Origin of the sequence: Specibacter sp. NPDC078692 (assembly GCF_040686835.1) — a bacterium.
Lineage (GTDB): Bacteria > Actinomycetota > Actinomycetes > Actinomycetales > Micrococcaceae > Specibacter.
The window spans coordinates 139,836-160,533 of sequence record NZ_JBFBLV010000003.1 but is presented as its reverse complement, the minus strand read 5'-3'; the positions used below and the strand labels follow the sequence as shown (position 1 = coordinate 160,533).

Annotated in this window: 17 protein-coding genes; 6 read left to right on the top strand and 11 right to left on the bottom strand. The window is 60.9% G+C overall.

What is annotated here, in order from left to right; all coding sequences use genetic code 11:
* The first annotated feature begins 41 nt into the window (after nt 1-41).
* Complete coding sequence (locus AB0O97_RS03455) at nt 42-452, top strand: DUF4870 domain-containing protein (protein ID WP_363879910.1); 411 nt, start codon at nt 42-44, stop codon at nt 450-452.
* A gap of 99 nt (nt 453-551) precedes the next feature.
* Here the strand turns inward: AB0O97_RS03455 and hemW are convergent, their stop codons facing one another.
* Both hemW and lepA read right to left on the bottom strand, forming a co-directional pair.
* Nucleotides 552-1,781 carry a radical SAM family heme chaperone HemW gene (gene hemW / locus AB0O97_RS03450; RefSeq protein WP_363879907.1) on the bottom strand — a complete coding sequence of 410 codons (1,230 nt, stop codon included), beginning with the start codon at nt 1,779-1,781 and terminating at the stop codon, nt 552-554.
* A complete protein-coding gene (lepA, locus tag AB0O97_RS03445) occupies nt 1,778-3,634 on the bottom strand; it encodes a translation elongation factor 4 (protein WP_363879904.1) in 1,857 nt (618 codons plus the stop codon). The genes hemW and lepA overlap by 4 nt, the downstream gene beginning before the upstream one ends.
* A 187-nt stretch (nt 3,635-3,821) precedes the next feature.
* Here lepA and AB0O97_RS03440 point away from each other — a divergent pair, with 187 nt between their 5' ends.
* Together AB0O97_RS03440 and rpsT are read left to right on the top strand one after the other, a co-directional pair.
* Entirely contained in the window at nt 3,822-4,424 is a 603-nt protein-coding gene (locus AB0O97_RS03440; protein WP_363839766.1) for a type II toxin-antitoxin system PemK/MazF family toxin, read from the top strand.
* Nucleotides 4,425-4,604: 180 nt separating this feature from the next.
* Nucleotides 4,605-4,865: a 30S ribosomal protein S20 gene (gene rpsT / locus AB0O97_RS03435; RefSeq protein WP_363839769.1), complete on the top strand. Its 261-nt coding sequence runs from the start codon at nt 4,605-4,607 to the stop codon at nt 4,863-4,865.
* Nucleotides 4,866-5,358: 493 nt separating this feature from the next.
* Here the strand turns inward: rpsT and holA are convergent, their stop codons facing one another.
* From holA to AB0O97_RS03390, 9 genes are all read right to left on the bottom strand, one after another.
* Nucleotides 5,359-6,366 (bottom strand): DNA polymerase III subunit delta, encoded by a 1,008-nt coding sequence (gene holA / locus AB0O97_RS03430; RefSeq protein ID WP_363879901.1) that lies wholly within the window; start codon nt 6,364-6,366, stop codon nt 5,359-5,361.
* A 159-nt stretch (nt 6,367-6,525) separates the two neighbouring features.
* On the bottom strand, nt 6,526-8,409 hold the full coding sequence (locus tag AB0O97_RS03425; RefSeq protein WP_363839775.1) for a ComEC/Rec2 family competence protein: 1,884 nt from the start codon (nt 8,407-8,409) through the stop codon (nt 6,526-6,528).
* A complete protein-coding gene (locus tag AB0O97_RS03420) occupies nt 8,409-9,164 on the bottom strand; it encodes a ComEA family DNA-binding protein (RefSeq protein WP_363839778.1) in 756 nt (251 codons plus the stop codon). The genes AB0O97_RS03425 and AB0O97_RS03420 overlap by 1 nt, the downstream gene beginning before the upstream one ends.
* Before the next feature lie 32 nt (nt 9,165-9,196).
* The gene (locus AB0O97_RS03415; protein WP_363879898.1) at nt 9,197-9,325 is read right to left on the bottom strand and encodes a hypothetical protein; all 129 of its coding nucleotides are present in this window, start codon (nt 9,323-9,325) and stop codon (nt 9,197-9,199) included.
* Nucleotides 9,326-9,443: 118 nt separating this feature from the next.
* Entirely contained in the window at nt 9,444-10,460 is a 1,017-nt protein-coding gene (locus AB0O97_RS03410) for a DegV family protein (protein WP_363879895.1), read from the bottom strand.
* Nucleotides 10,461-10,645: 185 nt separating this feature from the next.
* Nucleotides 10,646-13,171, bottom strand: a complete 2,526-nt coding sequence (gene leuS / locus AB0O97_RS03405; RefSeq protein ID WP_363880150.1) for a leucine--tRNA ligase — start codon at nt 13,169-13,171, stop codon at nt 10,646-10,648.
* 217 nt (nt 13,172-13,388) lie between these two features.
* Nucleotides 13,389-14,903 carry a glycerol kinase GlpK gene (gene glpK / locus AB0O97_RS03400; protein ID WP_363839790.1) on the bottom strand — a complete coding sequence of 505 codons (1,515 nt, stop codon included), beginning with the start codon at nt 14,901-14,903 and terminating at the stop codon, nt 13,389-13,391.
* 76 nt (nt 14,904-14,979) lie between these two features.
* Entirely contained in the window at nt 14,980-15,720 is a 741-nt protein-coding gene (locus AB0O97_RS03395; RefSeq protein ID WP_363879892.1) for an MIP/aquaporin family protein, read from the bottom strand.
* A gap of 91 nt (nt 15,721-15,811) precedes the next feature.
* Nucleotides 15,812-17,575 carry a glycerol-3-phosphate dehydrogenase/oxidase gene (locus tag AB0O97_RS03390; RefSeq protein WP_363879889.1) on the bottom strand — a complete coding sequence of 588 codons (1,764 nt, stop codon included), beginning with the start codon at nt 17,573-17,575 and terminating at the stop codon, nt 15,812-15,814.
* A 224-nt stretch (nt 17,576-17,799) separates the two neighbouring features.
* Between AB0O97_RS03390 and AB0O97_RS03385 the strand changes: the two genes are divergently transcribed.
* From AB0O97_RS03385 to AB0O97_RS03375, 3 genes are all read left to right on the top strand, one after another.
* Nucleotides 17,800-18,762 carry a sugar-binding domain-containing protein gene (locus AB0O97_RS03385; RefSeq protein ID WP_363880147.1) on the top strand — a complete coding sequence of 321 codons (963 nt, stop codon included), beginning with the start codon at nt 17,800-17,802 and terminating at the stop codon, nt 18,760-18,762.
* 77 nt (nt 18,763-18,839) lie between these two features.
* A complete protein-coding gene (locus AB0O97_RS03380; protein WP_363879886.1) occupies nt 18,840-19,673 on the top strand; it encodes an aldo/keto reductase in 834 nt (277 codons plus the stop codon).
* A 1-nt stretch (nt 19,674) separates the two neighbouring features.
* Nucleotides 19,675-20,637, top strand: a complete 963-nt coding sequence (locus tag AB0O97_RS03375; protein WP_363879884.1) for an alpha/beta hydrolase — start codon at nt 19,675-19,677, stop codon at nt 20,635-20,637.
* Nucleotides 20,638-20,698 lie beyond the last annotated feature (61 nt).

Sequence of the window (20,698 nt, the reverse complement as noted above, 5' to 3'; positions counted from 1 at the left end):
CTTTCACGCCCGTAGCTTCGCACGCTGAAAGGCCTGAAACTGTGAGCCACCCGGCCAACCAGAAGAACCAAAATAACGAAAATGGCGCCGTACCATTGCAGCCCCTCACACCGTCTGAAGACAAGCAGTGGGCTTTCATGTCACATTGCGGTGGCATTTTGGGTTGCGTTCCATCACTTTTGATTTACAAGTTCATGGCGCCCCGCGGCCGTTTTACGGCACAGGAATCCAAGGAAGCCCTAAACTTCACTTTGATCCCCACCATTGTGGCGGTCTTGTTGAACATCCTGGCTTTTGTCATGCAGCTGATCAACCCGGGCTCAGGCACGGCATTTTCCCTGCTGGCACTGCTGATCTGGGCTTTCCTGACCGTCTTCGCCATCATTGGCGCCGTGCGGGTCAACAACGACCAGCCGTACCGCTACCCGTGGAATCCGCGCCTAATCAAGTAACGCGTAGCCAACAAACTCCGAAGTTAAAAGCAAAAGTTAAAAGCAAAGGGGGCTAGCTCACTAAGAGCTAGCCCCCTTTGTGTATGCCCGGAGATCCTGCTAGTCCAGGAGCGCGCGGGTTACAGCGTCACCCAGTAGCCGCCCCTTGAGAGTGAGTACTAAAGTCCCGGCGAAGGCCTTCACTGGGTCAACGAGTTCCCCAGCTATGAGCCCGGCAACTGCCTTGCGGGCAGCCGGAGACAGTGTCTCGATAGCCAGGCCCTGTTTCAATCTAGAGACCAGCATGATGCGTTCAAGCTCACGGGTATCAGCGTCAAGGGTTTCGCGCCCGGCCGCCGGCGATTCGCCCTTGTCCAGGCGGTTTGCATATGCCGTGGGGTGCTTGACGTTCCACCAGCGGACGCCACCCATATGTGAGTGTGAGCCAGGCCCGATCCCCCACCAGTCGTCCCCGCGCCAATAAGCCAGATTGTGCTGGCACGCGTCCTGCGGTGTCCGGGACCAGTTGCTGACCTCGTACCACGACAGGCCGGCCTCTTGAAAGAGGCGATCAGCCAGTTCATATTTGGCGGCGTGGTCGTCGTCGTCAATGTTGGGGACCTGACCGCGGCGGATCTGGGCAGCCAACTTAGTGCCTTCCTCCACAATCAGGGAGTAGGCAGAAATGTGGTCCGGCTCGTAGCTCAGCGCTGTGCGCACCGAGGTTTCCCAGTCCGCGAAGCTCTCCCCCGGCGTGCCGTAGATCAAGTCGACACTGACCCGCAGGCCAACTTCGCGTGCCCAGGCAACCGCCTGCGGGACCTTCTCCGGGTTGTGGGTGCGGTCCAGCACCTTGAGCACATGCGGCACTGCCGATTGCATGCCGAAGGATACGCGAGTGAATCCGCCGTCGAACAGTTCTTGAAGTGACTCACGGGTGACCGAATCCGGGTTAGCCTCGGTGGTCACCTCGGCGCCGTCCTCAATGCCCCACTGCGCGATGGCAGCACCCAAAATACTGGTCAGATCGCTGGCAGGCAGAAGCGTGGGTGTGCCACCGCCGAAGAAGACGGTGCTCAGCTTTCTGGCGGGCAGACCGGAGGCCACCATGGCGCGGGCAGCAAATTCCACCTCCCGCACAGCGGTTCCGGCGTAGGCATCCTGGGATGCGCCACCGCCGAGTTCGGTGGCCGTGTACGTGTTGAAATCGCAGTAGCCGCAGCGCACAGCACAAAAGGGAATGTGCACGTACAGGCTAAATTTGCGGCTCTCAGCGCCGACGGCGGCCTGCGCGGGCAGGACGCCGTCGGCCGGAGCCGGATCCCCGAGGGGCAGTGCAGATGGTGTCACTTCTTTGCTTTGTCCTTGGGTGATTCACTGGTGGTCAAGGCGGCAATGAAGGCTTCCTGCGGGACTTCTACGCGGCCCACCATCTTCATGCGCTTCTTGCCTTCCTTCTGCTTTTCAAGCAGTTTGCGCTTACGCGAAATATCGCCACCGTAGCACTTGGCCAGAACGTCCTTGCGGATGGCGCGGATGCTCTCGCGAGCGATGATGCGTGCACCAATAGCCGCCTGAATGGGCACCTCAAACTGCTGGCGCGGGATGAGCTCACGCAGCTTGCCGGTCATCATGACACCGTAGGCGTAGGCCTTTTCGCGGTGCGTGATGGCGGAGAATGCGTCAACCTGCTCACCCTGGAGGAGGATGTCGACCTTGACCAGATCGGCGACCTGATCGCCGTCGGCCTTCCAATCCAGTGAACCGTAACCACGGGTCTTGGACTTCAAGATGTCAAAGAAGTCGAACACAATCTCAGCCAACGGCAGGCGGTAACGGATCTCAACGCGGTCCTCGGAGAGGTAGTCCATGCCGCCAAGGATTCCTCGGCGGGTCTGGCACAGCTCCATGATGGCACCAACAAACTCGGTGGGGGCCAGGATGGTCGCGGCCACCATGGGCTCGCGCACTTCGGCGATCTTGCCCGAGGGGTATTCGCTGGGGTTGGTAACGTGCACAACCTTTTTGTCTTCCAGCGTGACCTCGTACTCCACGTTGGGAGCTGTGGAGATCAAGTCCAGATTGTGTTCGCGCTCCAGGCGTTCACGGGTGATTTCCAGGTGCAGCAGCCCCAGGAAGCCAACGCGGAAACCGAAGCCCAGTGCAGCCGAGGTTTCGGGTTCGTAGACCAGCGCGGCGTCATTGAGCATGAGCTTCTCGAGCGCATCACGGAGCACCGGGTAATCGGTACCGTCCATCGGGTACAGCCCGGAGAAGACCATGGGCTTGGCGTCGTGATAGCCGGCCAAGGCCTCGCTGGCAGGCTTGTGGAAGGTGGTGACGGTATCGCCCACCTTGGACAGACGCACATCCTTCACACCTGTGATCAGGTAGCCCACTTCGCCAACGCCCAGACCCGTGGAGGGCTTGGGTTCAGGCGAGCTGACACCAATCTCCAACAGTTCGTGCGTGGCTCGGGTGGACATCATCTGAATCTTCTCGCGCGGGCTCAGGCTGCCGTCGATGACACGGACGTAAGTGACCACGCCGCGGTAGGTGTCATACACAGAGTCGAAAATCATGGCACGGGCCGGGGCGTTAGGATCACCCACAGGAGCCGGCAGGTCACGGACGATCTGATCCAACAGCGCTTCCACACCGACGCCGGTCTTGCCGGAAACCATCAACACATCTTCGGGCTTACCGCCGATGAGGTTGGCAAGCTCGGCCGCATACTTCTCAGGCTGGGCGGCCGGCAAGTCAATCTTGTTCAATACCGGGATGATGGTGAGATTGTTTTCCATAGCCAGGTACAAGTTAGCCAGCGTCTGGGCTTCAATGCCCTGCGCGGCGTCCACCAGCAAGATGGCACCTTCACAGGCGGCCAAGGACCGGGAAACCTCGTACGTGAAGTCCACGTGACCCGGGGTGTCAATCATGTTCAGGCAGTAAGAAGTGCCATCAACTTCCCAGGGGATACGAACAGCCTGGGACTTGATGGTGATGCCACGCTCACGCTCAATGTCCATGCGGTCAAGATACTGCGCCTTCATGTCACGCGGCTGAACAACTCCAGTGAGCTGAAGCATCCTATCGGCCAAGGTTGATTTACCGTGGTCGATGTGCGCGATGATGCAGAAGTTCCTGATGATCGCCGGATCAGTCGCGGCGGGCACCGGGGCAGTGCGGGCCATGGGTGACACTAGGGTTCCTTACTGTTGCATGAACGCAGGGATAACGGCTGATGCGCCGAACCGTGCAGGGGATGTGACCGCGCGTTGCACGGCGGACACTCATTGCCATCAAGTCTCCCACGTTTACCCCGCCACGAGAGAACCCGCCACCCACAAGAGCCCCATCGGTACCTAGCTATTCGTTACCCTAGAAACCATGGCATCGACTTCCGAGCAAATTTTCAAGTTCCTCCGGTCTCTGGCAGGCGCATTCCTCAGCCCCGGGAAAACCTCCCAGCCAAGGAACTCCTCCACCAAAACCCGGCCCGGCACCAAGGCGTCAGGTTCCTCCAGCGCAAGACCAGCGGGCCGCCCCGCCGCCCGGCCGACGTCGGGCTCCCCCACCAGCGGACTCAGCGCACCTTACCCGGGAGACTTCCGCGGCACGGCTACCGTCAGCTATTCACCCAAGCCCGACGGCGTGGCGGACCCCGGGGAAATCGTGTGGACGTGGGTGCCTTATGAAGAAGACCATGGCCAAGGCAAGGACCGGCCCGTCCTGATCGTAGGCAAGTCTGGGAAGTATCTGCTGGCGCTGATGATGACGAGTAAGGATCACAGTGATGATCATCGCGGCGACAACGACTACATAGACATTGGTTCTGGTTCCTGGGACAAGCAGGGACGCGACAGTGAAGTGAAGCTGGACCGAGTTTTGCAGGTCTCTGCCCGCGACCTGCGACGCGAAGGATCCATCTTGGAGAAGAAACGCTTCAACGCGGTAGCTACCGGCCTGCGCCAACGACACGGCTGGAAGTAAGCCGCACTAGTTGCGGGGACAAAATCTGATAAACTTGTTGCTTGTGTGTATCCGTGCAGGTCGGCGGATGCAACAGCTTGGCCAGACGTTCACCATAATTCGAGCATCCCCACGCCGCTGTCGACGGCCAAGCTACGCCCTCTACGACCGAATTTACGTATCAAAAGAGAGTTATACATCGTGGCTAATATCAAGTCCCAGAAGAAGCGCATCCTGACCAACGAGAAGTCGCGCCAGCGCAACCTCGCCGTTCGTTCAGGCGTCAAGACCGCTGTCCGTGCAGTCAACGTGGCACTGGTTGCAGGCGACAAGGATGCAGCAGCAGCCGCACTGGTGAATGCCGGCCGCAAGCTGGATAAGGCTGTCAGCAAGGGCGTCTTGCACGCCAACAACGCTGCCAACCGTAAGTCAGCACTCGCTTTGAAGGTTAACGCCCTCTAAGAGAAGCTGATCCGCTTCGCAACTCAAATGTTGGACCCTCACCGTTCTGGTGAGGGTCCTTCATTGTTTAAGTCAGCGTTTATTCATGGTTACAGCGTTTATTGGGTTAGCGGCCAGCCCTCACGCGATTCCGGGGTTAGCGGCCAGCCCTCACACGATTCCGGGGGTTAGCGGCCAAAATGTGGGTACATCCCGGGTGCGTCAGTGGCTTCTTTCGATCGCCATCTTCGAGTCGCCATATCTGGCCCCGAAAATGCGACTAAAGGGGCCACATCTGGCGACTCGAGTGCGGGGGTTAGTGGTTAGCGGCCAAAATGTGGGTACATCCCGGGTGCGTCAGTGGCTTCTGCTTCGAAACAGCAGATGATGCGCTGAACCTGTTCGAGACTGCAGAAGACGCGACAAATTCGCGATTTTCATCGCATCATCCGCGTTTTCAAATCCAGCCCGTACCAGCCCTTAACCACATAGCGGCCGCCCGTCGATTCCTGCTCTAGCGCCGGGCCGCAGTGGCAATCACGGTCACGGCTCGCTCCACGGCATAGACCGGATCTTTCGCCGCTCCCTTGACCTGGGCGTCGGCCTCGGCCAGCACCTTGATGGCAGTCACCAATGCTGGTCCGCTCCAATGCCCGGCGTCACGGCGTGCTGCATCGACCTGCCACGGGCTCATGCCGAGTTCGCGGGCGAGCTGGGCGGAACTGCCACGGAGCGAAAACACCTTGGCTACCTGCCGTACCTTCATGGCCAACGCTGCTACGAGCGGGACCGGATCCACTCCTGTGGCGAGGGCGTGCCTGAGCGTGGACAAGGCCACGGGGGCGTTGCCGGCGAGAGCAGCGTCAGCCACCCGGAAAGCTGTGGCTTCGACCCGGCCGCCGTAGTATTTATCGACGTCGTCGCTGCTGACCATGCCAGTGGTGTCGGCTATCAGCTGGGAACATGCTGCCGCCAATTCCGAGAGGCTTGCGCCCACGGCTGCCACCAAGGCCCGGACGGCCTGCGCATCGATCCTGCGCTTATTCAAGGTGAACTCAGCACTGACAAACTGTGACTTCTCGGCATCCTTTTTCAGCGGCTGGCACTCGATGCGAGGAACTCCGAGAGCTTTCAAAGCATCCAGCAGTTTCTTCCCGCGGGTGCCGCCGCTGTGGGTCAACAGTAGTGTGACATCAGGGGCGGGGTCCTTGATGTAGGCCAAGGCGTCCTGCAAGAAATCGTCACTCATGCTGGCCAGACCGGACACCTCAATGAGCTTGGGCTCACTGAACAGCGACGGGCTGGTGACCATGCTCAATTTGCCCGCTGTGTAGGCGGCAGCATCGAGCGAGGTCAATTCGATGGCCGGATCCTGTGCCCGCAGCTTCCTGCGGAGATCGTCGGTGGCCCGGCTGGCAATGAAGTCTTCGGGGCCGAACAGGAGCACCACCGGTGCCAGCGGAACGTCACGCCAGTCGGCACCGCCGGTAGGCCGCTGGGTAGTTCTCGGAGCCGGGCTCACTGGCCGCTTCCTGTCCACTCAATATTCACAGCATCTACTGTGCCACTGACGGCCGCTGATTCCCAACCAGCACGACGGCGTTCGGCCCACCGGCGTGTCGCGGCTGGCCCCGTCGCGGCATGCCCAGTCGCGGCATGCCCAGTCATGGCTGGCCCGGTCTCATAGTTGAAGTACCGCCGCGCTCCACCAGGCTGCTGCTCCAGTGGCGAAGACCACTGCAGCAACAAACCCGTGGCCGCGCCACCGCGCTGGCAGCAGGGCTCGCATCCGCGCAGCAATAGCCCGAGCCCGCTCTTTCTCCACCACAGCAAACAGCACGGCTAGTACCGCAGTATTCAGCAGTGACATAAGCACAACTCCTTGGACGCCCGAAGGCCAAGGCAGGCTGGCCGCGGGCCAGGCCGACAGCGTGCGCGCCACGACAGCCACCCACCACGCTCCGAGCCCGCTAATGGCTGCACAGAGCGCGGCCAGCGGAGGAAGCACAGTGGCCACCACCATGCCCAGTGTGCCTACCGTAGTTACGAGTGCCACCACCGGGGCCGCCAGCATATTCGCAGGAATGGTGTACGGCGTTAACCGGGCCTGCAGCAGCACAATGACGGGTGCACAGAACAGTTGAGCCGCTAAAGGAATGGCGACGGCCTGCGCCAACCACAGTGGCAGCATGACAGCCAACCACCGCACGCACCGCTGACCCAGAAGATGCAGCCCCAAAGTGGCCAGCACGGAAAGGATGAAAGCGTAGTCGGCGGCAAGCCAAGGATCGGCCAGCAGCAGCACCACGATGGAGACCGCCAGCAGTGTTCCCACCCTTTTGGGCCGTCCGCCCAGAATAGCCATGGCTCCGATGGCCCCCATGACGGCAGCCCGCAGCACGCTGGGATCCGGGCCCACCACCAGAACAAATCCCAGCAGGCCTAGACCCGAGGCGGCAAAGGCCAGACTCCGCGGTGACCGGAGCGTCCGCAGGCCCAGCATGAGGGAAGCCAATATGAGGGTGCAATTGGCTCCGCTGACCGCTGTCAGATGTGTGAGGCCAACCACTTGCATGGAGTCATCGAGGCTACTGTCCATACCAGCGCGGTCCCCCATGACCATCCCCGGCAAAAGTCCTGCAGTATCATCGGAATTCTCTGCCCATACTGTCTGCACCGCCGCAACCCAGGAGCTGCGGATAGCGGTGACGGCCGCTTGCGACCCACCTGACGCGGACGTTGGCGACTGTGGAATGGTGGACGGGCGAAGGAACCCGGCGACAGACTCGTGTCCTCCTGCTGGCGTAATGGAACCGGCAGTCACAGCACTGTCCCCAGGTTGGAGACCGGCCCATTCCGTCCCTGCAACAACTCGAATGGGCAGCCTGCCCGCCATGGTCTTGCCCTTGGCCTGAGCCTGGACCACTACGGCGTCGAAGGCCACCCGTGGCGGTCCGTTACCCGCGCTCAAGCGTCTAGGTGCGGTCTCCACTTCTATGGTGAGCACCAACACCTCACCTCGTTCCACAGCCTGATCTATTGGAGAAGCCGCCGCGCCCCAGGAGCGTAGCGCCGCCGACGCCAAGACGCCCAGAATACAGACAGCGGCCAGAATCACCGTGGGTGCCGCTGCTCGTAGTAGGGCCAATGCACCACCACTCCGCGGAGCCCACCTCGCCCTACTCGGTCTGCTCACCCGCCCCGCATTACTGGCCCGGCTGGACCTACTAGTTGGCATACGCGACAGCCGACGCCATTGGGTAGCCGCAAAGGCTGCCAGCAGGACCGTAACGAGCACCAGCGCGCAACCAGCAGTCAGCTCCCAGGGCATCATCATGGCGGCAGCAGCTGCCGCCCAGGTCCCCACAACGGCAGGAAGCAGCCGGGCATCGGCCCTCCTATGCAGCTCACTCTCGGCCTGTCCAGCATGCGCATCGGCAACGCGACGCCGCAGATCCTGCAGGTGCAACAACAAACGAATCCGTAACGGTTTGGCCCGCACCGGCTCTGGGTCCCCGACGGCGGCACGAGTAAACCGGGCCCAGCGCGGTTCACGGACCCTCATCAGACGGTGACCAAATCACGCAGGCCGGCCAACAGCTTGGCACCAATCCCAGCAACCGCATCGAGAGCGTCGACAGTGGCAAACTTTCCGTGGTCAGTACGCCACGTGATGATCCGCTCGGCGAGAACGGGGCCAACACCTGGCAGGGTTTCCAACTCAGCCGCAGAAGCTGAGTTGAGATTGAGCTTTCCCTGCGCCCCGGAAGGAGCGCTACCCACCGCTCCCTGTGATTGGCCCGGCACCTGCGGTGCCCCCGGATTGAGCGGCAAGGCAGCCGCCTGCTCTTGGGTGGGTATGAACACCTGCACGCCATCAAGCAGTGGAGCCGCCAAATTCAAGGCTGCTAGTTCGGCTGAGGGAAGTGCTCCCCCGGCGGCCTCAACCGCTTCAAAGACCCGGCTACCCGGTGCCAGCGAGAACACTCCGGGATGATTCACAGCCCCTGCAATATGCACCACCAATAGCGTCTGCTCTGTGGATCCTTCGGAGTTATCTGTTCCGCCAACAGCCGCGGCGCCCTGAGAACTTCCTGGGACACCCGTCGCGGGACCAATAGCGCCTGTGGCATCAGCGGCACCGACGGCTCCAGCCGCCCCCGCAGATTCAGCCAGAGATGCATCCAAGGGTGGGACGGCTACTTTTCCTGCGGTTTCAGTGACCAGCTGCGCCGAAGCATTCTGCACTCCCGCCGATTCAATCCACAAGACACCCAGCGCAGCAGCCACCATTGCTAAGACCACTACTAAGGAGCGCACGGGAACAACCCATCGGGGCCCCTTCCAGCGACTTAAGCCTCGACGACGAGCCGCGCCGCTGCCAGCCTCAGAGTTGCCTGTGTCGAAATCACCGAAACCAGCACCGAAACCACCACCGCGACCATCGCCAGGGCCGGCACCACCAGCAGCGTCAGAGCCACGGCCGGCACGATTGCTCGCCTGCCGCATCCGCTGGACTTGTGGGCTGCGCTCTTCCATGGACCTACCGTAGGCCTCCCGGCGGCTACGAACATGACCGTTGGGCGCTTTTGTGAGGAGCTAAGGAGCCAGCTCCTGCTGTGGAGGAACGTGTGCCCCCGACACCACCACAACCAGGACACCCAGACCCGCGTGAGCAGCCAGAACAGCCGGCAAACGTGTCAATGTGGCACCAGCCAGCCCTGGTGAGCCAGCCGCCAAGGAATCACCGAGCGTGCGCGCCTGAGACTCATTGCCAAAATGATGCAGACTGATCCGGGTCTCGGCCGCGCCACGTGCCGCAATTTCGGCTGCGGCCAGCGCTTCAAGACGGGCTATGGCTTTGGCAGCCGTACGCACCTTTTCCAAGGGAACAATAGCGCCGTCCTTAACCCCGAGGATGGGCTTGATATCCAGCACTGTCCCAAACCATGACGAAGCAAGGCTGATGCGGCCGCCACGGCGCAATTGCTCAAGGCTTGGCACATAGAAGTAGATCTCGGTAGTGGACAAAGCGCTCTGCGCGGCAGCAATCACGGCTGCGGCATCTTCACCCCGCAGCGCTGACGACACAGCCGCCTGCACTCCCCCGCCCTGCCCCATGCCAACGGTTGCTGAATCCAACACATGAACGGGGATCGGCGAACGCTCTGCCGCCAGTTGGGCAGCATCCACTGTTCCCGAGAGTTTCTTTGACAGGTGGAGGGACACGATCTGTTCGAATCCGGCATTAGCCGCAGCCTTGTAGGCACGTTCAAACTGGCCCGGAGACGGACGCGATGTTTTGACGGGTTTGCCGGCTGCCAGCGCCAAAGAAATGTGGACTTCCAGTTCCGCATCATCATCTGAATACACGTTTTCGCCGATGATGAGCGGGATGGGCACCACTGTGAGCACTCCGGTGCCAGCAAGTTCGGCCACCCATTCCGGCGGTAGAGCCGCGGCAGAATCGGTCACGATGGCGATGATCGGCGCCGGCGGGCCCGCGGGCTCAGCTAAAAGCCCTGCGTCTAAGGGATCAATAGGGCTTATGGGTTTGGGGCGTATCCGGCCCACCTGCTGCCGCAGCCATGTGCGTGCCGCCGATGTCTCATTCATTGCCACCACCCCCTTCCCAAGCAGTCTCGTCCAAAAAGCCCAGTCCAAAAAGCCCCGTCCAACCAGTCCCGTGTAACAAGGTCCGCATATCCATCAAAAAACAAAGTGCCCTAGCCCAGTGAGGGCGAGGGCACTTTGCGTGGTGCTGCTTTTACGCGCTGTCTCTTCGCTGACTAGGCTGGAACCTAGGCTGGGACGATATTGACCAGCTTAGGCGCACGCACGATCATTGTGCGGATATCAAGGCCGCCAAGTGCCTTCTGGATCGTTTCCGAGGCCAAAGCCAGCTCACGGAGTTCGTCCTCGGTAATGTCCGGGGACACCTCCAGACGGTCCTTGACCTTACCCTTGATCTGAACGATCGCGGTGATAGTCTGCTGCACCAGGAGCGCCTGATCAACGGCAGGGAAACCGGCGTTGGCAACAGAGGCCGGGTGACCCAAGGTGTCCCACATGTCTTCTGCCGTGTAAGGGGCAAACAGGCTCAAGATGATGGCCACTGCCTCAGCAGCCTCACGCACGGCCGGGTCGGCTGCGCCGGCACCGGAGTCGATGACCTTACGGGTGGCGTTGACCAGCTCCATGAGCTTGGCGACCACAACGTTGAACTTGTGACCTTCCAGCAACGCCTTCGCGTCATGGACCGTGCGGTGCGTCAGGGAACGCAGTGCTGCGTCCCCGCTGGCGGCCGGGGTGCCCGGTTCGCTGGTTACATCACGGGCCAGGCGCCAGGCGCGGGCCAGGAACTTTGCCGAGCCCGACGGCGAAACATCCGCCCAGTCGACGTCGTCCTCGGGAGGGCCGGCAAAGACCATGGTGAGACGAACGGCGTCGACCCCGTATTTATCCAGCTGCTGGCCTAGGTCAACACCGTTGCCCAGTGACTTGCTCATGGCCTTACCGCCGTTGAGTACCTGACCCTGGTTCAGCAGTGCGCTGAAGGGCTCGGTGGCTTCCAGCAGTCCCAGATCGTGGATGACCTTCGTGAAGAAGCGCGCGTAGAGCAGGTGCAAAATCGCGTGCTCAACGCCACCCACGTACTGGCCCACGGGCATCCAGTCATTGACCTTGGCCGGATCGAACGGGCCGTCGGTGTAGTCCGGCGAGGTGAAGCGCAGGAAGTACCAGGAGGAGTCCACGAACGTGTCCATGGTGTCGGTGTCGCGCTTGGCCGGCTTGCCGCAGGAGGGGCACTCAACATTGACCCAGTCCGCGGCGGCAGCCAGCGGGCTGGTGCCCTTCGGAGCCAAAGCTTCGCCGCGCAGATTCTCCGGCAGGCGGACAGGCAGCTGATCGTCCGGAACCGCCACTTCGCCGCAATCGGCACAGTGAATGATGGGGATGGGAGTGCCCCAGAAACGCTGGCGGGACAGCAGCCAGTCGCGCAGGCGGAAGTTGACGAACTTCTCGCCCGTGCCCAACTTCTCCAGAACCGCAATGGCGGCCGGGATACCCTCAGCCTTGGACAGGCCGTTGAGCTCGCCGGAGTTGATGAGCGTGCCTTCGCCGGTGGAGGCGATCCACGTCTCGGCCGGATCTTCCATGCCGGTATCCAGCACAGCGCGGACGGGCAGGTCGAAAGCCTTGGCGAAATCGAGGTCACGCTGATCGTGGGCAGGCACGGCCATGATGGCGCCGGTGCCGTAATCGGCCAGCACGTAGTCGGCGGCCCAGACGGGCAGCTTCTCACCTGTCAACGGGTTGATGGCGTAGCGGCCCGTGAACACGCCGGACTTGGGGCGGTCGGTGGCCTGGCGTTCAATGTCGCTGAGCGCCTTAACCTGCTCGCGGTAGTCGCTCAGCGCCTCGGCGTGCTCAGCCGTGACCAAATCCAGCGCCAACGGCGCGTCGGCGGCCACCACGAAGAACGTTGCCCCGTACAAGGTGTCCGGGCGGGTGGTGAAGACCGTCAACTCCTGCTGGACCTTTTCCTCGCCAGCGGCCTCAATCACGAACGTGACGTGGGCGCCCTCGGAGCGGCCGATCCAGTTCTTCTGCATGGCCAGGACGCGGTCCGGCCAGTGGCCCTTCAACGCATCCATGTCATCGAGGAGGCGGTCGGCGTAGTCGGTGATCTTGAAGTACCACTGGTTCAGGGACTTTTTGGTGACGATGGTGCCGCAGCGTTCACAGGCGCCGTTGACAACCTGTTCGTTCGCCAGCACTGTCTGGTCCGTGGGGCACCAGTTCACGGGTGAGTTCTTGCGGTATGCCAGACCCTTCTCGTGGAAGCGCTTGAACAGCCACTGCGTCCACCGGTAGTACTCGGGGTCTGAGGTCTGCAGACGGCGTGACCAGTCCACGGAGATGGCGTAGCGTTTGAACGACTCCGCCTGCGTGTCAATGTTGGCGTAGGTCCACTCACTGGGGTGGGCGTTGCGCTTGATGGCGGCGTTCTCCGCGGGCAGCCCGAAGGAGTCCCAGCCGATCGGGTGGAGCACGTCATAGCCCAGCTGGCGCCAGTAACGCGAGACCACGTCTCCCATGGCAAACGCCTCGGCGTGGCCCATGTGCAGATCGCCCGAGGGGTACGGGAACATATCCAAGACGTAGCGGCGTTCTTTCGAGCCGTCGTCAAGGGGTGTGAAGACCTTAAGTTCGTCCCAGATGGCCGGCCACTTGGCTTCCATCGAGGCGAAACTGTAGACGCCCTCTTCGCTGTTCTCTTCAGTCTGGGACTGCACGCTCACGTACCCTGCCTTTTCGTTCATCATTGGCTTCTTGTTCCTTCTGGCCGGCTGGCTGGCTGGCTGACTGCTTACACACAAAAGCCCCTCGACATGGCAAGGGGCGCACCGCACTAGAAAGCGCGGCTAAATAAGAAGGAGAAATGTATGCACTCCCTCATTTTAGCGCACTTAAAGTACGACGGCGGGAGCCCACCGATTGCTCCTGTGGTGGGCTCCCGCCGGGGTACTTCAGAGTCCTCTAGAGGACATCTTCATCAACCCAGTCCATGGACTTGGTGACGGCCTTCTTCCAGAGCCGCATCTGGCGATCGCGCTCAGCGGGCTCCATCTGCGGCTCCCAACGCTTGTCCTCGGACCAGTTCGAGGACAGCTCGCCCAAGTCCTTCCAGAAACCAACAGCCAGACCAGCTGCATACGCTGCACCCAGAGCTGTGGTTTCGGTGACCTTGGGACGGATCACGGGGACACCGAGGATGTCCGCCTGGAACTGCATGAGCGCGTCATTGGCGACCATGCCGCCGTCGACCTTGAGCTCAGTCAGGTCGACACCGGAGTCGGCGTTGACGGCGTCGAGTACCTCGCGGGTCTGGAAAGCGGTGGCTTCCAGGGCGGCCCGGGCAATGTGATTCTTGTTCACAAAACGGGTCAGGCCAACGATGGCGCCGCGGGCATCTGCACGCCAGTACGGTGCAAACAAGCCAGAGAATGCGGGGACGATGTACACTCCACCGTTGTTCTCGACCGCTGCCGCCAGCTCCTCGACCTCGGGAGCAGACTTGATCATGCCGATGTTGTCGCGCAGCCACTGGATCAGTGAACCGGTGACGGCAATGGAGCCTTCCAACGCGTAGTGCGGTGCGGCGTCGCCGAGCTTGTAGCCGAGGGTGGTCAGCAGCCCGTTCTTGGAGTGAACAATTTCTTCGCCCGTGTTGAAAATCAAGAAGCAGCCGGTGCCGTAGGTGTTCTTGGCTTCACCTTGGTTGAAAGCGGCCTGGCCGAACGTTGCAGCCTGCTGGTCACCCAAGATGCCGGCAACGGGTACTTCGCGCAGCAGCTGGCTGCCGTGCACGTGTCCGTAAACCTCCGAGGAAGACTTGATGGCGGGCATCATAGACAGCGGCACGCCGAAGACAGCCAGGATTTCTTCGTCCCACTGCAATGTTTCCAGGTCCATGAACAGGGTGCGCGAGGCGTTGGTGACGTCGGTGATGTGCACGCCGCCGTCGGTGCCGCCGGTCAGATTCCAGGTGACCCAGGAATCGGTGTTGCCGAAGAGGAGATCACCGGCTTCCGCCTTTTCACGGGCACCGTCAACATTGTCCAGGATCCACTTGATCTTGGTGCCGGAGAAGTAGGTGGCCAACGGGAGGCCTACCTTCGCCTTGAAACGCTCCACGCCACCGTCTGCCGCCAACTCATCGACAATGCTCTGCGTGCGGGTATCCTGCCACACGATCGCGTTGTAGACCGGAACACCGGTGTTTTTGTCCCAAACAACTGCGGTTTCACGCTGGTTCGTGATGCCGACGCCGACAATGTCGTGCCGGGTCAGATTGGCCTGGGCGAGGGCGGTGCCGATGACCTCGCGGGTGTTGTTCCAGATTTCAGTTGCGTTGTGCTCAACCCACCCGGCCTTGGGGAAAATCTGCTCGTGCTCCAGCTGGCCGGTGGAGACAATGTTGCCGTCGTGATCAAAAACGATTGCGCGGCTGCTAGTGGTTCCTTGGTCAATGGCAATGACATACTGAGACATCTTTGTTTCCTTTGCTAATGATTCAAATACTAATGATCCAAATGACGAACAGTGGTTCAGGTTCAGACCTGGCGGTTTAGGCCACCACGAGCGGCAGCCATTGGGCCGCGGCACCGCCAAGGGCACCGCCGATCAGCGGGCCCACAACGGGTACCCAGGCGTAGCTCCAGTCACTTGAGCCTTTGCCCTTGATGGGCAACAGTGCGTGCGCAATGCGCGGGCCCAGGTCACGGGCCGGGTTGATGGCGTAGCCCGTGGGCCCACCGAGGGAAGCACCGATACCTACAACGAGCAGTGCAACGGGCAGCGGGCCGAGGCCGGCCGGACCATTGGCAAAGTGCAGGATGACGAAGACCAGAACAAAGGTGCCGATGACTTCGGTGACAACATTCCAGCCGTAACTGCGAATGGCAGGACCGGTGGAGAACACGCCCAGCTTGGTGGCTGCGTCCGGTTCACCGTCAAAGTGCTGCTTGTAGGCGAGCCAACAGGCTACGGCACCAATGAAAGCACCGAGCATTTCCGCACCGAAGTACATCATGGTTGAGGCGAAGGTAACGGCAACATCCGGTGCATACTCATCAGCACCGCTGGAGAGGATACCTACTGTTACTGCTGGGTTGAGGTGGGCACCCGATTTTGCTGCGACGAAGACACCGGCAAAGACTGCCAGGCCCCAGCCCCAGTTGACGAGTAGGAACCCGCCGGAATTGCCTTTGGTTCCTTTGAGCGCGACGTTTGCAACGACACCACAACCCAGCAGGGTGAGCATCATTGTTCCCATCACTTCGGATGCGAACACTATTCCAAGAGACATCTTTGACTCCAATTGGTTAGTTATTATGTGAAGGGCCGGCCCTTTTTGGCCGACCCTCTTGAGCCCCCTTCGCCCCCGGGGGCTTAGGCAATCAAGCAATCAAGCTTTGTACCTGGACGCCGTGGAAGCGTGCCAGAACATCGACGCTGTGGCTGATTTCCTGCGCCACTTTAGCCTCGTTCCAACCCAGCGGGCCTGCCAGCGCGGCAGCCGTCTCAGCCAGCAGTTCGCTGGTGACCAGGCCTCGGAACGCCAGCGAGGTGCGGCGAATCATGACGTCGATGAGGTGTCCAATTTGTTCGTTTTCCACCATGAACTCCACCTCACGGTCGCTGAGTTCATTGGTGGAATCGAAGACCGTGTCCACACCAGCGTTCAGGTAGGCCAGTACCTCATCGGCACGGGTTCCGTAGCGGGTCAACAAGACTCCCGCCCGAGCGGCGTCGACCGTTTTGCTGGTGTGCGAGGAAATCCACGCTTCAACGCCAGCGGTAGTTCCCGGGAAATTCACGCCGCCACCGATGGGCAGCTTGGCTGTGGAAACCTTTCGCGGCATGCCCAGGATTCCCAGGACATCGTTAGTCATGTGCTCGGACAAGGCGCGGAAGGTAGTCCATTTGCCACCCACCAGACTCAGCACCGGAACGGAGGTGCCGCCAATGGTGCGCTCGACGCGCTCAATACGGTAATCGCGTGAGACAAAGCCTGGCGCTGTTTCGTCGTGGCGCGGCAGCGGGCGAACGCCGGAGAAGCTGTAGACGATCTCTTCACGGGTCACCAAAATGTTGGGGAAGACGTGGCCAATGAGGTCGAAGAAGTAGTCAATTTCTTCCTCGGTGCAGACCGCATCCTTGGTCATGTCAGCGTTGACGTCCGTGGTGCCGACCAGCACCCTGTCGCCCATGGGGTAAATCAGGACGATCCGGCCATCAGTGTGTTCGAAGAAGATCTCGCGGCCGTTGCAAGCTGCCAGTAGTCCGGGGTGATCCAACACAATGTGTGAGCCCTTGGTGCCGCCCATGAAGCGAGTGGCTGCGCCCATGGCGGTGTTGGTCATGTCCACCCAAGCGCCGGTGGTGTTGACGATGACGTCAGCGTTGAAGACAAACGTCTCGCCCGTGAGCTGGTCGGTCAGTTCCACGCCGTCGGCTGTGACGGCAGTGGCGGCTACGTAGTTGGTGGCACGAGCCTTGGCCTCGGCGGCAACTGTGGCACCGGCGGCGGCAGAACCAGCGGCAGCGGATCCAGGCCTAGCGAGGCCGGCCTTTTCGCCGTCCTGGAGTACGTCCAAGGTCAGTCGCTCCGGGTTGTGCACCGAAGCGTCATAGTAGGTGGCGGCGTACTTCAGGTTGGCCGGCAGCTGAGGCAGTTCGGCAAGAGCCTTCTTGCGGCCCTTGAAATCGTGACGGGGAACTGTGCCGCCGTCGCGGGAGAAGGCATCGTAGAGGGTCAGGCCGATCTTGATCAAGAACGCGCCACGCTCCTGGGGCTTGCCCTGCTTGTGCGTCAGGAAACGTATGGGGGCGCTGAGGATGCCAGAGAAGGTGCTGAAGATGGGGATGGTGGTCTGCAGCGGCTTGACGTAGTGCGGTGCGATCTTTAGGAGGCCATTACGCTCGACCACAGATTCCTTGACCAAGCGGAATTCGCCATTTTCTAGGTAGCGGATGCCGCCGTGGATCATATGGGAGGATGCTCCGGAGGCGCCTTGACAGTAATCGCCGCGCTCTACCAAGGCCACGTCTACTCCTTGCAGAGCCAGATCGCGGAAGGTACCAACACCGTTAATGCCGCCACCAATGATCAAAACACTTGCACGCGGACGATCCTTCAGGGCCTGAACTTGGGCTCTCACAACCGTTGGGGTTTCTTCCGCTGAATTGTTAGTGCCTGCGTTGCCTAGGAGTCCCACGATGACCTCTTTCGAGTCCAGATAAATTGCGCCCTGCGCGCCTCTTCCCTTTATTGTTGGAACACTTGGAAAATATAGTCAACATGTTTGCACGAACGTGCAGAAAGGGGGAATGAACTGTGAGTTCCAAACGAACAAAACAGCAGGATGCTCTGCGGGCTGCACAAATGTACTACTTGCAGGATCAGACCATGGACGCCATTGCGCGAGAGTTAAGAACCTCCCGCTCTACAGTTTCCAGGCTGCTCTCCACGGCCCGTGACAGCGGCCTGGTGCAGATCCAAATCAAGACTCCTTCTGACAGAGCACCTGAATTGGAACGCGTCATTCGCAAGCGCTACCAAGTTGAAGTCCATGTTGTGCCGGTCTCGGACATGCTCAGTGAAGTTGAAGTCTTGGACCGGGTCAGCATGCAGGCGGCCCGCACCATCGGACCACTCGTCGACTCGAACGCCGTCATTGGTGTGGCGTGGGGCTCCACCGTCAGCACCGTTAGTCGCCACCTGACGCGTAAAACCACCCACGGCAGCACCATTGTCCAGCTCAACGGCGCAGGCAACACCCAGACCTCCGGCATCACCTACGCCTCGGAGATCGTTCGCCGCTTCGGCACGGCGTACGGGGCAAAAGTAGAACAGTTCCCTGTGCCGGCGTTCTTCGATCACGCCGCCACGAAAAACATGATGTGGCAAGAACGCAGCGTCCGGCGCATCCTGGACCTGCAAGAGCGCATGACCATCGCCATTTTCGGCGTCGGCTCCATGGATGCCGAAATTCCCAGCCATGTGTACTCCGGCGGCTACCTCGACACCACCGATCTGGATGCCTTGGACGCCAGCGGCGTCGCTGGGGATGTGGCCACCGTTTTCTTCCGCTCTGACGGAAGTGACGACGGCATTGTGCTCAACTCGCGCTCCAGCGGTCCTGACTTGGAAACCTTACGCAAGGTCCGGCGTCGTATCTGTGTGGTCTCCGGGCCCAAGAAAATCACTGGTCTGCGCGGGGCACTCGCCGCAGGCCTGGTCACAGATTTGATTCTGGATGAATCCACGGCTCGCGAACTGGTGGAGTTGTCCAGCCCCTCCAGCGATCCCATCTTCGGCTTCCTCAATGGACTGGACGGACTGTAGCGACGTCGAGGGACTTCATGGCTTGCAGGCCGCGCGCCCATGCCAACTCGGGGCCCGGACTGGGTAAAGTTGTGGGTATGCAACGCTCCCCCAAACAAACGCTCAATAACGGTGTCGAGATCGATGTTCTCGGCTACGGCGTCTATAAAGTTCCATCTGAGGACTGCGCGGACCTGGTTTCCACCGCCCTGGCCACCGGCTACCGAACCGTGGACACGGCAGTCCTCTACGGCAATGAGGAGGGTGTGGGCGCCGCGATCCGCACGGCGGTCGCCGCTGGCACGCCGCGCACGGACTTGTTCGTCACCTCCAAAGTGTGGAACACGGAGCAGGGCTACGACTCCACCTTGGCTGCCTTTGACGCCAGCATGGAGCGCTTGGGCCTGGACTTTGTGGACATGTTCCTGATTCATTGGCCGTGCCCCGAGAGGAAGCTGTTCATTCCTACCTACAAGGCGCTGGAAACCCTCTATCACGAGGGTCGAGTACGTGCCATTGGTGTGAGCAACTTCGAGCCGGAGCATCTTTCGCAACTGTTGGACGCCACCGATGTGATCCCTGCCGTGAACCAAATTGAGCTCCATCCGTGGCTGGCCCAGCACCGTCTGCGCGCCCTTCATGCCGAGCTGGGCATCACCACTCAGGCGTGGAGCCCCTTGGCCCGCGGCGCTCTATTGACCGACCCTGTGCTCTTGGCCCTGGCTGCCGAGACCGGTAAATCCGTGGCCCAGCTGGTGCTGCGCTGGCATGTCCAGTCCGGGCATCTGGTGATCCCCAAGGCCAGCTCCGCGGCCCGGATCGCTGAAAACCTCAACGTGTTCGACTTTTCTCTCACTGACGACCAGCTGACTGCCATCAATGCACTGGACCAGGACCGCCGTTCCGGCTCCAATCCGAATGATGTGAACTGATTTGTCTGCCAAGAACAGTTCATCCGCAAAGAGTCCATCCTTACAGAACAGTACGACGGCGCCCGCCTCACCCATCGCTGTTGATCTGGCGGACCGGGTCAGTACCCACATCCTGACTGTGGTGGGCACCCCCGTTCACTATTGGGAGTACGCCGCGGTATCGCCGTCGGCTGCCACCCGCACCATTGTTATGGTGCATGGTTTCCGTGGCGACCACCATGGGCTTGAGCGCGTGGTGGAGTTACTGCCGGAACACCGAATCATCATGGCCGACCTTCCCGGCTTTGGCGTCTCCCCCGCATTTGCTTCCGGCAGGCACGATATCCCCGGATATGGGGCCTTCCTTGCCTCATTCTTGGACGCACTGGAACTTGGCCCGAATACGGTGCTGTTGGGGCATTCCTTTGGCTCGATTGTGGTCAGCCACTTTGTTGCCGCTCATCCGCACCGGGTGTATCCACTGATCTTGGTGAACCCGATCGCCTCCCCCGCGTTGGAGGGTCCCAAGGGCGTCATGACCAAGCTGGCTGTGTTCTATTACTGGGCGTCGGCCAAGCTTCCGGCACGCCTGGGCAATGCGCTGTTGCGCAGCAAGCTCATTGTGTACGTCATGAGTGTGACCATGTCCAAGACACGGGACAAGCAATTGCTGGCGTTCATCCACGCACAGCACCACGCCTATTTCAGTGGCTTCGCCAACCGGGACATGCTGCTGGAATCATTTCAGGCCTCCGTCAGCGGCACCGTGCGGGAAGTTGCCACTTCTCTCACACTCCCGACCTTGCTGATTGCTGGCGCCCAGGATGAGATCGCCACCCTTCCTAACCAGCACAAACTGCTGGAGATCCTCCCCCAAGGCGAACTTGTCGTCATCGACGGGGTGGGCCACCTGATCCACTACGAAACACCCCAGCCAGCAGCAGCTGCCATCACTGATTTCTTTGAAAGGCACCCCGCCCCTTGAGCACCCCCACCGCGGCCACCACTGGCGAATCGGCCGGCAACCCAACGCCGTCATCTAAACC

Coding starts and splice junctions, on each gene's coding strand:
- AB0O97_RS03440 (WP_363839766.1), top strand. CDS start 3,822: ATGGCATCGACTTCCGAGCAAATTTTCAAGTTCCTCCGGTCTCTGGCA.
- AB0O97_RS03425 (WP_363839775.1), bottom strand. CDS start 8,409: ATGAGGGTCCGTGAACCGCGCTGGGCCCGGTTTACTCGTGCCGCCGTC.
- AB0O97_RS03385 (WP_363880147.1), top strand. CDS start 17,800: ATGTACTACTTGCAGGATCAGACCATGGACGCCATTGCGCGAGAGTTA.
- AB0O97_RS03395 (WP_363879892.1), bottom strand. CDS start 15,720: ATGTCTCTTGGAATAGTGTTCGCATCCGAAGTGATGGGAACAATGATG.
- AB0O97_RS03410 (WP_363879895.1), bottom strand. CDS start 10,460: ATGAATGAGACATCGGCGGCACGCACATGGCTGCGGCAGCAGGTGGGC.
- glpK (WP_363839790.1), bottom strand. CDS start 14,903: ATGTCTCAGTATGTCATTGCCATTGACCAAGGAACCACTAGCAGCCGC.
- AB0O97_RS03380 (WP_363879886.1), top strand. CDS start 18,840: ATGCAACGCTCCCCCAAACAAACGCTCAATAACGGTGTCGAGATCGAT.
- leuS (WP_363880150.1), bottom strand. CDS start 13,171: ATGAACGAAAAGGCAGGGTACGTGAGCGTGCAGTCCCAGACTGAAGAG.